Raw genomic sequence first — 14282 nt, 5'->3', positions numbered from 1 at the left:
TCACGTGGCGTCCAATGTCAATCCCACCGTCCGACGCCGCCGACTGGGCATGGAGTTGCGCAAGCTCCGCGAGGACAAGGGCATGACGGCCGAGCAGGTCGCCGAGCGCCTCCTCGTCTCCCAGTCCAAGATCAGCCGGCTGGAGAACGGCCGCCGGTCCATCAGCCAGCGCGACGTACGCGACCTGTGCGAGGTGTACGAGGTGGAGGACCCCCGGCTCGTGGACTCACTCATGCAGATGGCGAAGGACTCCCGCCAGCAGGGCTGGTGGCACGCCTTCGGCGACATCCCGTACAGCGTCTACATCGGCTTGGAGACGGACGCCGCGAGCCTGCGCACGTACGAACCCCTGGTGATCCCCGGACTGCTCCAGACCACGGAGTACGCGCACTCCCTGGTCCGCGGCGCGTGGCCGGAGACCGCTCCGGCCGACGTGGAGAAGCGCGTCCAGGTCCGGATGCACCGCCAGAAGCGGCTCTCCGAGACGGAGAACAACAATCCGGAACTCGGTCCGCTGCGCCTGTGGGCGGTCATCGACGAGGCCGCGCTGCGCCGGCGCGTGGGCGACCCGGAGCTGATGGTCCGGCAGCTGGAGTTCTTGATAGAGCAGTCGGAGCAGCCGCACATCACGGTGCAGGTGATGCCGTTCGACCTCGGCGCGCACCCCGGCGTGAACGGCCAGTACGCGATTTTGGAATTCCCGGACGCGTCGGACTCGACGGTGGTCTACATCGAGGGCGTGACGAGCGACCTGTACCTGGAGAAGGCCAACGACGTGCAGAAGTACAGCGTGATGTACGAGCACCTGCGCGCCCAGGCCCTCAATGTCGACGCGACGCGGGAGTTCATCTCCGACATCATCGACGGATACGCGGGCAAGGTCGGCGAGTCGCGGTAAATCCGCAGGAATCCTCTGGGGCGTCGGGGAGGGCCGGTACCGTACACCGTCACTCCCCAGCCACAGAAGGCCTGAATGGAATATGCCACTCGGTCGGGTGAATGGCTCCTTCACCCGTCAGGAGCTGCGGGTAGCGTCGATCACGTCGGCCGGAAAAACCAGCCGGCCGACGCGACAAACGGAACTACTCGCTGAACCGGAGAGAAACATGGCTATTCGTCAGGGCGCCACGCACAACTGGACCAAGTCCTCCTATTCCGCCAACGGCGCCTGCGTCGAGGTCAAGTCCCCCGTCACGGAGGCCATCGCGGTCCGCGACTCGAAGGTGCAGGACGGCCCCTCCCTCACCTTCGCGCCCGGTTCCTGGACCTCGTTCGTCGACGGCGTCAACGAGGGCCGGCTGGGACGCCTCGCCTGAACGTCACGGCATGCGCCCCGACCGACCCGAACGAGTTAACCGCAGTACAGGCAGTACAGGCAGTACAAGCCCTCTCGACCGGTCCGCCGTCTTGGCCGAGGGGGCTCGGCCATGTCCGCGCACGTCTTCCACCCCGTCTTCCACCCCGGTTTCTACCTCAGCTGGTCGACGTACCGGTCGGTCCCCGGCACCGTCGGGATGAACGGAGCCACCAGCTCCACCCGCCCCAGCCCCGCCTCCGCGACCTCCGCGTCCAGCCCCTGGAAACGGTCCCAGCAGCTCCGGGGGTCCTGCTCCAGGAACCACAGGAGCGTCAGGCGGGTGTCGATCCCCTCGACCTGCTTGACGTACGTCATCCGGTCACCGGGCAGCGGCGTCGGCCGGAAGACCGTCACCATCGCGGCCGGCGAGCCGTGCAGCCGCTTCGGCAGGGCCCGGGCGCGCAGCCACTCCAGCAGTTCCGCCCGCTGCTCCGGCCCGTCGGCGTCGACGACCTGCACCACGAGGCCGGCGTACGGATGGTCGAGCGCGTGGAAGTCCCGGGGACCGGCGGCTCCGTCGCGGTAGACGGTGGCCTCGTGGTCCTGGAAGGCCGTGAACACGTGGGTGCGGTCCTGGTAGACCCGGCCGTCGCGACCCAGCCGCTTGTTGATGCCCACCGTCCACTTCATGTGCTCGTCGTAGCGGCCCTCGGTGACCCAGTACGTCGATATGTAGCAGCCGGCGGTGACGGGCTGGGCGACGGCCGACTTCTCCGGATAGCGCAGCTCCTGCAGTTCGCGGGTGGCCACCCAGCGGCGGCCGGCGTACATCCAGGGCATGGCCATGGCCCCGGCGTAGTAGTGGTCGTCCTCGTACCAGCGGTTGTACGCGTACTCGTGGCCCGGATGCGGCTCCACCATGGTGATCAGCGCATGGCCGGGGCGGACGCCGTACGGGCCGACGGCCGCCAGCTCGGCGTAGTCCTCGGCGCGGGTGTCCCGCTCTTCTGTCGTCATGCGACCGGTCTAGCTGATGTCACGTCAGATCGGGAGTCCTTGGGGGCCGTTCACCATGTGACACATAGGTGTCGTCTGCATCTTTCTATGGCTACGATGCCCGCACGCCACTCCCGGAGGAGCCACCCGTGCCTGCTGCCGCCGTCGCCACCGTCTCCGACTCCGCCGTCGCCCCGCCGCCCGCCCTCGCCTCGCGCGCCACCTCGGTGGGGGGTTCTCCCGTGCGCGAGATCCTCGCGCTCACCGAACGCCCCGGGGTGATCTCCTTCGCCGGCGGCCTCCCCGCGCCCGAGCTCTTCGACACCGAGGGCCTGCGGGCCGCGTACGACGCCGCCTTCGCCGCGTCGGCGCGGCGGGCGCTGCAGTACTCGACCACCGAGGGCGCGCCGGAGCTGCGCGAGGCCGTGGCCCGGCGGGCGACCGCGCGGGGCCTGCCGGCCGGCGCGGACGACGTGCTCGTCACCACGGGCTCGCAGCAGGCCCTCACGCTCCTCACCACCACGCTGGTCGAGCCCGGGGACGTGGTGCTGGTCGAGAACCCCACCTACCTGGCGGCGCTCCAGTGCTTCGGGATGGCCGGGGCCCGGGTGGTGGCGGTGCCCTGCGACGCGCAGGGCCTGATTCCCGAAGCCCTGGAGGAGATCGTCGCGCGGGACCGCCCCAAGCTGCTCTACACCGTCCCCACCTTCCAGAACCCGACGGGGCGCACCCTGCCGGGGGCCCGCCGGGCGGCGGTGGCGGAGATCGCGGCGCGGCGGGGCCTGTGGCTGATCGAGGACGACCCGTACGGGGAGCTCCGCTACGAGGGCGCGGAGGTGCCCTGGCTGGCGGCGCACCCGGGAGCGGAGGACCGTACCGCCCTGCTCGGGAGCTTCTCGAAGATCATGGCGCCGGGGCTGCGGCTGGGCTGGCTGCGGGCGCCGGCGGCGCTGCGGCGGGCCGCGGTGGTCGCCAAGCAGGCGGCGGACCTGCACACGTCGACGGTGGACCAGCTGGCCGCCGCGCACTACCTGGCGGCGGTGGACCTGGACGCCCACGTGGCCACGGTCCGCACGGCCTACCGGGCCCGCCGCGACGCCCTGCTGGCGGGGCTGGCGGAGGCCCTGCCGGCGGGCTCGGCCTGGAACCGTCCGGAGGGCGGCATGTTCGTCTGGGCCCGCCTCCCGGAGGGCCACGACGCGACGGCCCTCCTCGAGACGGCCCTCACCCACGACGTGGCCTTCGTCCCGGGATCGCCCTTCTTCACGGGCGCCCCGGACCCCCGCACGCTGCGCCTGTCCTTCACGACGCACACCCCGGAGGAGATCACGGAGGGCCTGGCACGCCTGGGGCGGGCGGCCCGGGCCTAACCCGACGGGGGCGGCGTGGGCGCGGTCGGCGTCGCGGCAGTCGGCGTGGGCGCGGTCGGCGTCGCACCTGTCGGCGTAGGCGCGGTCGGCGTCGGCTCGGTCGGCGTCGCAGCGGTCGGCGTAGGCGCGGTCGGGGTGGGCGTCTTGGACTCGGGGGCGACGGGCACGTGTCCCGGGTACACGTGGCGCGGGGTCACGATGCTGGTGATCGCCTCACCGAAGAGCGTGCTGGGTTCCTGGCCGTCGTGCAGGACGTCGGTGTTGAGCAGGACGACCATGGTCGCCTGGGCCTCCGGCAGGTAGACGGTCAGGGTCTCGTACCCGGGCAGCGAGCCGTTGTGGCCGATCCAGCCCTGGATGTTGAAGATGCCCAGCCCGTACCCGGCACCCGGAATGCCGTTGATCGAGGTGGTCTTCAGCCGCTCGGCCTGGGTCTCGGGCTTCAGCAGCGTGCCGGTGGCCAGGGTGCGCGCCCAGCTGCGCAGGTCCATGAGGTCGGAGATCATCGCCCCCGCGGCCCAGGCCCAGGACGGGTCCCAGTCGGTCGCGTCCACGATCTTCCCGCCGGAGGTCGTGTCGTCGGTGTACCCGCGCGGGTGCGGGTCGGGGAAGTGCGCGTCGGTGGGGAAGACCGTCTTCCGCAGCCCGGCCGGCTCCAGCACCTCCTGCCGGATGAACTCCTGGATGGGCTTGCCCCCGACCTTCTCGACCACGAGGCCGAGCAGGATCAGGTTGGTGTTGCTGTACTGCCACTTGGCGTTCGGCTCGAACTGCACCGGGTGCTTGAAGGAGTAGTCGAGCAGCTGCTGCGGCGTGAAGGGCCGGGTCGGACCGGCGGTGAGCGCCTTGCCGAAGTCCGCGTCCAGGCTGTAGTTGAAGAGCCCGCTGCGCATGCCCGCCAGTTCGCGCAGGGTGATGCGGTCGCCGTTCGGGACTCCGCTGACGTACTTGCCGATGGTGTCGTCGAGGGCCAGCTTGCCCTGGTCGACGAGTTCGAGGAGGGCGGTGACCGTGAACGTCTTGGTCTCGCTGCCGATCCGTATGTTGAAGTCGGTCTCCATGGGGGAGCCCGTGGCCTTGTCGGCCACGCCGAAGGTCCGTACGTAGCTTCCCTTGCCGGGAGCCCACAGGCCCACGATCACGCCCGGTACCTGCGCCTCGCGCAGGACCCGCTGGATCGCGGCGTCGAGCTTCGCCGCGACGGCCGGGGTGAGCTGTGGGAAGTCCGCGTCGCTGTCCGGGGACGGAGCGGCGGAGACGGACGGGCCCGGGGTGGGAGCCCCGTACGCGGGGCCCGCGAGGGCCGGGGCGACGAGCAGACCTGCTGCGGCGGCGGCCACGCAGGCCCGGCGCAGCCGCGTGTGGGTCGGACTCACGGCATGCCTCCTGTCGTACGGGGAGGGGTCCCCGTGCACATACGAGCGCACGTACGAGTACGCGGACCACGCACGCGGACCCGGGCAGCAGGACCAGCGTAGGCCCGCCCCGACACGGTCGCGAGGCGAGCGCTCCGGGAGCCCGCCCGGCGGGAACGGCCCCCCGACCCGCCCCTTCACATCGCGCTGCCGGGACCCTAGCCTGACGAGCCGTCAGATACGTAGCTCCTGGAGGCCGTCATGCTGCTGCAAGGGAAGACCGTCATCGTCTCCGGGGTCGGGGCCGGGCTCGGGCACCAGGTCGCCGCCACCGTGGTGCGGGACGGGGGGAACGCCGTACTCGGGGCGCGCACCGAGGCGAATCTGGCCAAGTCCGCCGCCGAGATCGACCCCGACGGGGCGCACACCGCCTACCTGCCCACCGACATCGGCGACGAGCGGCAGTGCGAGGCCCTCGCCGCGCTCGCGCAGGAGCGTTTCGGCCGCATCGACGCCGTCGTGCACGTCGCCGCCTGGGACTCGTACTTCGGCGGCCTGGAAGACGCCGACTTCGGGACCTGGCAGCAGATCATCGACGTGAACCTGCTGGGGACGCTCCGGATGACCCGGGCCTGCCTGCCCGCGCTCAAGCAGAACGGCGGCTCCGTCGTCATCATCGGCACCCAGTCCGCCGTCGCCGCGCCGAGCGAGGTCCAGCAGGCCGCGTACGCCGCCTCCAAAGGGGCCCTGACCTCCGCCATGTACTCCATGGCCCGCGAACTCGGCCCGCACCGGATCCGGGTCAACACCGTGCTCCCGGGCTGGATGTGGGGCCCGCCCGTGCAGGCCTTCGTCACCTTCACCGCCCACACCGAGAACGTCCCCGAGGCCGCGGTCCATGCCCGCCTCACCCAGCGGATGGCGCTGCCCGACCTCGCCACCGACGGGGACGTCGCCGACGCCGCCGCCTTCCTCGCCTCCGACCGGGCGCGGGCGATAACCGGCCAGTCGCTCCTGGTCAACGCCGGTGAGCTGATGCGATGAGCATCCCGGCGACCGCCCCGTACCGGTACGACCGGATCGTATGCTCGGGCCCATGACCACTCCGAGTGACGCTCCGACCGACAACGCGATGCGCCGCGCGCTCCGGCGGGCACGCGACGGCGTCGCGCTCGACGCGACCGAGGCGGCCGTACTCCTCCAGGCGCGCGGCGAGGCGCTCGACGACCTCGCCGCCTCCGCCGCACGCGTCAGGGACTCCGGGCTCGCCGCCGCCGGGCGGACCGGTGTCATCACGTACTCGAAGAGCGTGTTCATCCCCCTGACCCGGCTGTGCCGCGACAAGTGCCACTACTGCACCTTCGCCACCGTCCCCGGCAAGCTCCGCCGCGCCGGCCACGGGATGTACATGTCCCCGGACGAGGTCCTCGACATCGCCCGCCGCGGGGCGGCGCTCGGCTGCAAGGAAGCCCTCATCACCCTCGGCGACAAACCCGAGGACCGCTGGCCCGAGGCGCGCGAGTGGCTCGAGGCGGAGGGTTACAACGACACCATCTCCTACGTACGGGCCATCTCCATCCGGATCCTGGAGGAGACCGGCCTGCTCCCCCACCTCAACCCGGGGGTGATGTCCTGGGCCGACTTCCAGCGGCTCAAGCCCGTCGCCCCGTCCATGGGCATGATGCTGGAGACCACCGCCACCCGCCTGTGGTCCGAGCCGGGCGGCCCGCACCACGGATCCCCCGACAAGGAGCCGGCGGTCCGGCTGCGCGTGCTGGAGGACGCCGGGCGTTCCTCCGTGCCGTTCACGAGCGGGCTGCTCATCGGCATCGGCGAGACGTACGAAGAGCGCGCGGAGTCCCTGTTCGCGCTGCGCCGCGTCTCCCGCGCCTACCACGGCATCCAGGAGCTGATCATCCAGAACTTCCGCGCCAAGCCGGACACGGCGATGCGCGGGATGCCGGACGCCGAACTCGACGACCTCGTCGCCACGATCGCCGTCGCCCGGCACATCATGGGCCCGTCCGCCTGCCTGCAGGCACCGCCCAACCTGGTCGACGGGGAGTACGCCCGCCTGATCGGCGCCGGGATCGACGACTGGGGCGGCGTCTCCCCACTGACCCCCGACCACGTCAACCCCGAGCGCCCGTGGCCCCAGATCGACGTGCTGGCCGAGCAGTCCGCGGCGGCCGGCTTCGAGCTGCGCGAACGGCTCTGCGTCTACCCGGAGTTCGTACGGCGCGGCGAGCCCTGGCTCGACCCGCGGCTGCTGCCGCACGTGCGCGCGCTGGCCGACCCGGAGACCGGGCTGGCGAACGAGTCAGCCGAGGTCGCGGGCCTGCCGTGGCAGGAGCCGGACGAGGGCTTCACCGCGTACGGGCGCACCGATCTGCACACCGCCATCGACACCGAGGGCCGCACCGGCGACCGCCGCGAGGACTTCGACCACGTCTACGGCGACTGGGACGCGCTGCGCGAGGCGGCCGCGCCCGGGATGCTGCCCGAGCGCATCGACACCGACGTACGGGCCGCACTCGCGCAGGCCGCCGACGATCCGACCGCGCTCACCGACGCCCAGGCCCTCGCCCTGCTGCACGCCGACGGACCGGCCCTGGACGCGCTCTGCCGGATCGCCGACGACCTGCGGGCATCGGTGGTCGGGGACGAGGTCACCTACATCGTCACGCGCAACATCAACTTCACCAACGTCTGCTACACCGGCTGCCGCTTCTGCGCCTTCGCGCAGCGCCGCACGGACGCCGACGCGTACACGCTGTCCCTGGACCAGGTCGCCGACCGGGCCGCCCAGGCCTGGGAGGTGGGCGCGGTCGAGGTGTGCATGCAGGGCGGCATCCACCCGGACCTGCCCGGGACGGCGTACTTCGACATCGCGCGGGCGGTGAAGCAGCGCGTCCCCGGGATGCACGTGCACGCCTTCTCGCCGATGGAGGTCGTCAACGGGGCCACCCGCACGGGCATGTCCGTACGGGACTGGCTGACGGCCGCCAAGGAGGCCGGTCTGGACTCCATCCCGGGCACCGCGGCGGAGATCCTGGACGACGAGGTGCGGTGGGTGCTGACCAAGGGCAAGCTGCCGACGGCGGACTGGATCGACGTCGTCACCACCGCGCACGAGCTCGGCATCCGGTCCTCGTCCACGATGATGTACGGACACGTGGACCAGCCGCGGCACTGGCTCGGGCACTTCCGCACGCTGGCCCGGATCCAGCAGGAGGCGCTGGCCAAGAACGCGGGCGGTTTCACGGAGTTCGTGACGCTGCCGTTCATCCACACCAACGCGCCCGTGTACCTGGCGGGCATCGCCCGGCCCGGGCCCACGGTCCGCGACAACCGGGCGGTGACGGCGATGGCGCGGATCCTGCTCCACCCGTACATCCCCAACATCCAGACCAGCTGGGTGAAGCTGGGCACGGAGGGCGCGGCCGAGATGCTCCGGTCCGGCGCCAACGACCTGGGCGGGACCCTGATGGAGGAGACGATCTCGCGGATGGCGGGATCGAGTTACGGCTCGTACAAGTCGGTCCGGGACCTGATCGCCGTCGCCGAGGCGGCCGGGCGGCCCGCGAAGGCCCGTACGACGCTGTACGGGGAGGTGCCGCGCGAACGCCAGGACGCGGCCCTCGCCTCGGACGGGCACCTGCCGGAGCTGCTGCCCGTACTGGACTGAGCGGCCTCGGGGGACCGCCGGAGCCCGGCCGGGGTGTGGCGCCCGGTCGGGCTCCGGCGTTCTGGGATGCGGTCCCGGCCGGAGGCGGCGAGTGGCACAACGCGCCATCAGCCACGGGGCGGCGGCCGAAAGTCTTCGCTTTCCGGCCGTTCTCCGCATGCTTACGGACCGCTTGACGGGCCGCTTCCGGGTTCGGCCGAAGCCGTCCACTACAGTGCGCGCCAGTGCTGCCGCGGCGGCGGCCGCAGGTACGGCCAGGGGGACGGTGAGGGCGATGGACGCGACAACCGGCGCGGGCGCGGCGGTCATTCAGGGCACTGCGACAGGTCCAGGCGGCCACCCCGCCCCGGGCCCGCCGCAGGGCCCCGGCGGCCCGGCCCCATCCGGTCCGGCCCCGACGGACGGCCGCGGCATCGCCATGGGACCCGTCGGCCCGGCCGCGACGGACGGCCGCGGCACGGCGCACGCGCACGGCCCGGCACAGGCCACCGACGGCCGCGGCACGGCGCACGGGCGCGGGCCGGCCGGCGACAGGCGTGCCGGGGGGCCGGCCACCGGCCTGTGGGGCCGCTTCGAGCAGCAGGACTTCCGCAGCCGTGTCCGCGGCACCCTCCTCGGCTCCGCCATCGGCGACGCCTTCGGCGCACCCGTCGGCCCGCTCCCCCTCGACGCCATCCGCGAGGAACACGGCCCGCAGGGCCTGACCACACCCACCCCCACCCCCGTCACCGCCGCCACCCAGCTCACCCTCTTCACCATGGACGGCCTCATACGGGCCCACGTACGCCGGGACACCGGCGCCTGGCACCCGCCCACCGACGTCCACCGCGCCTACCTCCGCTGGGCCGCCACCCAGCACGACTGGGGCCCGGACGAGCGCCGCAAGGACAACGGCTGGCTCGCGCAACAGGAGTGGCTCTACGCCCGCCGCGCCCCGGACCGCGCCTGCCTCACCGGCTTCGCCGACGACGTCCTGGGCACTCTCGCCCACCCCAAGAACCCCACCGCCGGCAACGCCGCCGCCACCACCCGCTCGGCCCCCTTCGGACTGCTCGTCGGCTGGGAGCCCGCCCTGGTCCTCCAGCTCGCCGTCGAATGCGCCGCGCAGAGCCACGGCCACCCCGCCGCCTACCTCTCGGCCGGCGCCTTCGCCCTCGTCGTCCACGGCCTGACCCGCGGGGAGTCCCTGGACTGCGCCGTCCAGCGCGCCCTCGGCCTCCTCGGCAGCCGCCCCGGCCACCAGCCCGTCACCGACGCCCTCCAGCGCGCCCTGGCCGCCGTCACCCGGGGCGCACCCGGCCCCGCGACCGTCGAAGCGCTCGCCGCCGGCGACGCCGAAGCCGCCCTGGCCGTCGCCGTCTACTGCGCCCTCGTCGCCGAGGACATCCCGCACGGCCTGCGCCTCGCCGTCAACCACGGCGGGGACTCCGCCGCCACCGGCGCCCTGTGCGGGGCCCTCCTCGGCGCCCTGCACGGCGAGACCGCCCTCCCGGCCGCCTGGCTCGCCGAACTCGAAGGCCGCGCCACGCTGCTGGAGCTCGCGGACGACTTCGCCCTGGAGATGACCCAGGGCCCGGCCCTGCACGGCCCCACGGCCGCCTCCCCCGGCTGGCTGGCCCGGTACCCGCGCGGCTGACGCGGCGGCCGATGCGGCGGCCGACCCCGCCGACACCGGCCTGACGCACCCTCAACATTCCGGGCCCCAGCCCGTACCGTTGCGGGTCCCACGTCTCGGAGGTGCCAGAAGCCATGCGGATCGCCACGACCATCTTCCTCACCGACCGCACCGTCTCGCCCGTCCGCCTCGCGCGCAGCCTGGAGGAGCGGGGCTTCGCCGGCCTCTACCTCCCGGAGCACACCCACATCCCGGTCACCCGCGACACCGCCGCCCCCATGGGCGGCGACCTCCCCGAGATGTACGGGCGCACCCTCGACCCCTTCGTGGCCCTCGGCCAGGCCGCCGCCGTGACCGAGCGCCTCCACCTCGGCACGGGCATCACGCTGGTGGCGCAGCACGACCCGATCGGCCTCGCCAAGCAGGTCGCCACGCTCGACCACCTCTCCGGCGGCCGCTTCACCCTCGGCATCGGCTACGGCTGGAACGTCGAGGAGGCCGCCGACCACGGCGTCGAGTGGCGCACCCGCCGCGAGCTGGTCCGCGACCGCATGGCCCTGATGCGCGCCCTGTGGGCCCCGGAGCCGACCGCGTACGTCGGCGAGTTCTCCTCCGTCCAGGCCAGCTCCGCCCACCCCAAGCCGGTCCAGGCCCCGCGCGAACTCGGCCCCGGCGTCCCCCTGTACGGCCCCCGCACCCTGATCGGCGGCCAGGCCGGCCCGAAGCTCTTCACCGCCATCGCCGACCACGCCGACGGCTGGCTGCCGATCGGCGGCGGCGGCCTCACCGAGTCCCTGCCGGTGCTGCGCCGCTTCTGGGAGACCGCCGGCCGCGACCCGAAGGCCCTCCGGGTGGTCCCGTACGCCGTCCAGCCCACTCCCGGCAAGATGGGCCACTACGCCGACCTCGGCATCGAGGAGGTCGTCCTCCAGCTCCCCTCGGCCCCGGAACCGGAGGTCCTGCGGACCCTGGACGAGTTCGCGCAGTACCTCTGACCCCGTTCATGTACATCTGGTACATTCATGCCATGAGTGAGCCTGTGATCGAGTCCATGGCAGAGGTACGCAGCCACCTTGCGGACGCCATAGACCGCGCACGCCGCGAGGGAGTGCCCACGATCATCACGCGGCGCGGCAAGCAGGAGGCCGTCGTCATCGACATCGACGAGTACCAGCGGCTCCGCCGCCTCGCCGACGACGCCGAAGAGGCCTGGCTGAACGACCTGGCCGACGAAGCCGAGAGCGAGGGCCTGGAGGGATCCGTTTCGCTCGAGGAGATGGCCGCGCTCCTCCGCGACCAGCAGGCCTGACGGATGGGCTACGTCACCCGGTTCACCCCGCACGCTCAACGCGACGTGCTGAAGGTCCCCCGCCCTGATGCCGTACGGATCCTGCACCGGCTCGCCGAACTGCAGAAGGCACTCACGGCCGGAGACACAGCAGCGTTCGACATCAAGGCCCTTCAAGGCCACGCCTCCCGCTGGCGCCTCCGCATCGGCGACTACCGCGTCGTCTACACCGTCGAGAACGGCCGACTGGTCATCTGGGTACTGGCCGTAGGCCACCGCCGCGAGGTCTACTGCGATCGCTGAGGCGGGCGCGAACGGGGCCGGCGCACGGCCGCAGCCTCCCGCAGGCGCTTCACCGGGAGCGGGGAGTAGCGTGGGTAGGGGTGCACCGCCCGGCCGTTGGCCCTCGGTGGTCGGCTGTCGGTCGCGTCTCATCCTCTGCGCGAGGAGGACCACACGCATGTCCAGATCACCGCAACCACCGTCGCAGAAGAACCGCCTGCTCGCCGTCGCCGCATGGATGTTCGTGCTGCTCCTCGGCCTGACCGGCGCTCTGGGCCACGCCCCCCGCGCCTTTGCCGGCGACACGCAGGACCTCCGCGTGGGGGAATGCTTCGACACGGACGACGACCTGAAGGACTACGAGGCCGAGGGCGGTACCGAAGCCGCCTCCGTGACCGTCGTGCCCTGCAGCGAGCCCCACGAGGCGGAGGTGTTCGCCGTCATCCCGTTGCCGGACGGGCCGTACCCGGGTGACAAGAAGATCGTCGTGATCGCCGACGAGAAGTGCACCGGCAAGGCGCTCACGGACTACGTGGGCAAGTCCGCGAAGCTCCCGAAGACCCTGCAGATCTACCACTACACCCCGCAGGCCAGCAACTGGGCCCTCGGCAACCGCGACATCACCTGCTTCCTGGGTGACACCAGCGGCTCCAGCACCGGCTCGTTCCGCGCCACCACTCCCTAGCGCAGCTCGGCCCAGACCGTCTTGCCGATCAGCCGGTCCACGGTTCCCCAGTCGGCGGCGACGGCATCGACGATGCGCAGCCCGTAGCCGGACTCGGCCCCGTAGCTGTGGGGCAGGGGGACGGGCCGCAGGTCCCGGCGGGCGTCGGACACCTCGATGCGGAGCACCCCCTCCAGCAGGGTCAGCCGCAGCTCGAAGTCCCGCCCGGGAACCCGCCCGTGGATGACGGCGTTGGCGGCGAGCTCGGCGACGAGGAGCCCGGCGCCGGCGGACAGCGCGGTGGACTCGGGGAAGCCCCAGGAATGCAGTTCCACGAGCGCCAGCTGCCGGGCGAGCCGTGCCCCGCGCCGGGTGGAACTGAAACGCTGAGTGAACACGCGTACGAGGGTCCCGGTGGGGGTGATGGGTGTGGTCATGGCATCAACCTCCCGCGCTGCCTGGGCTGTTCCCAGCACGGCAACCGCTACTTTTCAACTGTACGAGTCGAGTATCTGGACAGTAGCGGTCACCGTCCGTGAGCCTGAGCGCCGGGAGGTGACCGCGATGGCGCATGCGCATGCCGAGGAGAGCGGTGACGGCGAGGTCGAGCCGGACAACGACCTGCGGAACTTCGGCGAGGTGGTCAAGGCCTCCCGCAGAAGGGCCGGCCTGACGCAGGAGCAACTGGCCACGAAGATCCGCTACTCGGTCCAGTACGTCGGCTCGGTGGAACAGGGCCGGCGCCACCCCTCGACGAAGTTCGTGGACCGGGTGGAGGAGGCGCTGAACACTTTCGGGGTCATCCACATCGCGGCGGCCCAGCTGACGCGGCGGCGAGGGCTGGCCCGGTGGTTCAGGCGGTGGGCGGAGCTGGAGGAGAAGGCGGTCGCGCTGAACACGTACGAGTGCCGGTCCGTGCCGGGGCTCTTACAGACGGAGGCTTACGCCCGGGCGTTGATCGAGAGCGTCCTTCCCCCACCGACGCCTGAACTGGTGGAGGAGCGCATTTCTGCCCGGCTGGCCCGTCAGTCTCTGCTGTACCGCACTCCCTTCACCGTCTTCAGTTTCATCATTGACGAGTCGGTGATCGAGAGGCAGACGGGCGGCCCGGAGGTGACGCGAGAGCTGATCGACCACCTGGTGGAGTGCTCGAAGCTGCCAAACGTCGACCTGCAGATCATGCCGAAGGTCAGCCCGGAACATGCCGGTCTCGGAGGCCCCTTCCGCCTGCTGGAAACACACGAACACGAGTGGTGCGGGTACAGCGAGGGGCAGCAGATGGGCCGGGTCATATTCGACCCCCAAGACCTCAGCGTCCTGCACCAGCGGTATGCCAAACTTCGCATCCAGGCCCTCAATCCTGCGGACACCGTGGGTCTGTTGATGCGAATGCGAGGATCCCTGTGAACAGCTCACAGTTGCAGTGGTTCAAGAGCAGCTACAGCAGCGGTGACGGCGACGACTGCGTCGAGGTCGCCGCATGTACGGAAGCCATCCACATCCGGGACTCGAAGGTGGCGGCCGGTCCGGAGCTGGCGGTGGCCCCCGCGAGCTGGAGCGCGTTCTTGGGCGGGATCACAGGGGCCCGCTGACCCCGGGCCTCATCAGGGAGGGTTTGGGGGTTTCCCGCCAGTCCCACTGTCTCTCCGGGTCGGGCCGCCCTGTCAAGGGCGCTCCTTCGTCGCGTCGCTTCGCGATGGCCTTCGGCCACCCTTGACAGACCGACC

At 71.8% G+C, this 14282-nt stretch carries 15 protein-coding genes; 12 read left to right on the top strand and 3 right to left on the bottom strand.

The features are described 5' to 3' along the window. The first annotated feature begins 4 nt into the window (after positions 1-4). Both ACIPUC_RS28195 and ACIPUC_RS28190 read left to right on the top strand, forming a co-directional pair. Positions 5-898, top strand: coding sequence for a helix-turn-helix domain-containing protein (locus tag ACIPUC_RS28195; RefSeq protein ID WP_446593085.1), 894 nt, complete (start codon positions 5-7; stop codon positions 896-898). Between the two features lie 208 nt (positions 899-1106). After that, positions 1107-1316 carry a DUF397 domain-containing protein gene (locus ACIPUC_RS28190; protein ID WP_446593084.1) on the top strand — a complete coding sequence of 70 codons (210 nt, stop codon included), beginning with the start codon at positions 1107-1109 and terminating at the stop codon, positions 1314-1316. Between the two features lie 152 nt (positions 1317-1468). Here the strand turns inward: ACIPUC_RS28190 and ACIPUC_RS28185 are convergent, their stop codons facing one another. Beyond that, positions 1469-2314, bottom strand: a complete 846-nt coding sequence (locus ACIPUC_RS28185) for a hypothetical protein (RefSeq protein WP_446593083.1) — start codon at positions 2312-2314, stop codon at positions 1469-1471. A 128-nt stretch (positions 2315-2442) separates the two neighbouring features. Between ACIPUC_RS28185 and ACIPUC_RS28180 the strand changes: the two genes are divergently transcribed. Next, positions 2443-3663: an aminotransferase-like domain-containing protein gene (locus ACIPUC_RS28180; protein ID WP_446593082.1), complete on the top strand. Its 1221-nt coding sequence runs from the start codon at positions 2443-2445 to the stop codon at positions 3661-3663. Here the strand turns inward: ACIPUC_RS28180 and ACIPUC_RS28175 are convergent. After that, a complete protein-coding gene (locus tag ACIPUC_RS28175) occupies positions 3660-5039 on the bottom strand; it encodes a serine hydrolase domain-containing protein (RefSeq protein WP_446593080.1) in 1380 nt (459 codons plus the stop codon). The genes ACIPUC_RS28180 and ACIPUC_RS28175 overlap by 4 nt on opposite strands. Before the next feature lie 240 nt (positions 5040-5279). Between ACIPUC_RS28175 and ACIPUC_RS28170 the strand changes: the two genes are divergently transcribed. From ACIPUC_RS28170 to ACIPUC_RS28140, 7 genes are all read left to right on the top strand, one after another. Continuing rightward, entirely contained in the window at positions 5280-6062 is a 783-nt protein-coding gene (locus ACIPUC_RS28170) for an SDR family oxidoreductase (protein ID WP_446593079.1), read from the top strand. Between the two features lie 52 nt (positions 6063-6114). Then, positions 6115-8706 carry a bifunctional FO biosynthesis protein CofGH gene (locus ACIPUC_RS28165; protein ID WP_446593078.1) on the top strand — a complete coding sequence of 864 codons (2592 nt, stop codon included), beginning with the start codon at positions 6115-6117 and terminating at the stop codon, positions 8704-8706. Between the two features lie 274 nt (positions 8707-8980). Then, positions 8981-10342 (top strand): ADP-ribosylglycohydrolase family protein, encoded by a 1362-nt coding sequence (locus ACIPUC_RS28160; protein WP_446593077.1) that lies wholly within the window; start codon positions 8981-8983, stop codon positions 10340-10342. Between the two features lie 113 nt (positions 10343-10455). After that, a complete protein-coding gene (locus ACIPUC_RS28155) occupies positions 10456-11316 on the top strand; it encodes a TIGR03619 family F420-dependent LLM class oxidoreductase (RefSeq protein WP_446593076.1) in 861 nt (286 codons plus the stop codon). A 32-nt stretch (positions 11317-11348) separates the two neighbouring features. After that, on the top strand, positions 11349-11630 hold the full coding sequence (locus tag ACIPUC_RS28150; protein WP_446593074.1) for a type II toxin-antitoxin system Phd/YefM family antitoxin: 282 nt from the start codon (positions 11349-11351) through the stop codon (positions 11628-11630). Between the two features lie 3 nt (positions 11631-11633). Continuing rightward, on the top strand, positions 11634-11912 hold the full coding sequence (locus ACIPUC_RS28145) for a type II toxin-antitoxin system RelE family toxin (protein WP_446593073.1): 279 nt from the start codon (positions 11634-11636) through the stop codon (positions 11910-11912). Between the two features lie 157 nt (positions 11913-12069). Next, entirely contained in the window at positions 12070-12576 is a 507-nt protein-coding gene (locus ACIPUC_RS28140) for a septum formation family protein (protein WP_446593072.1), read from the top strand. On the opposite strand, the gene ACIPUC_RS28135 is transcribed toward ACIPUC_RS28140, so the two are convergent. Further along, positions 12573-12992, bottom strand: a complete 420-nt coding sequence (locus tag ACIPUC_RS28135; protein WP_446593071.1) for an ATP-binding protein — start codon at positions 12990-12992, stop codon at positions 12573-12575. The two genes, ACIPUC_RS28140 and ACIPUC_RS28135, sit on opposite strands and share 4 nt — an antisense overlap. A gap of 127 nt (positions 12993-13119) precedes the next feature. Here ACIPUC_RS28135 and ACIPUC_RS28130 point away from each other — a divergent pair, with 127 nt between their 5' ends. Further along, complete coding sequence (locus ACIPUC_RS28130) at positions 13120-13962, top strand: helix-turn-helix domain-containing protein (RefSeq protein ID WP_446593373.1); 843 nt, start codon at positions 13120-13122, stop codon at positions 13960-13962. Then, positions 13959-14147 carry a DUF397 domain-containing protein gene (locus tag ACIPUC_RS28125; protein WP_446593070.1) on the top strand — a complete coding sequence of 63 codons (189 nt, stop codon included), beginning with the start codon at positions 13959-13961 and terminating at the stop codon, positions 14145-14147. The genes ACIPUC_RS28130 and ACIPUC_RS28125 overlap by 4 nt, the downstream gene beginning before the upstream one ends. Positions 14148-14282 lie beyond the last annotated feature (135 nt).

The sequence above is a fragment of the Streptomyces sp. LARHCF249 genome, assembly GCF_052871255.1.
Note: the sequence above shows the minus strand (reverse complement) of the source record. Positions and strands in the feature narration are given on the sequence as shown.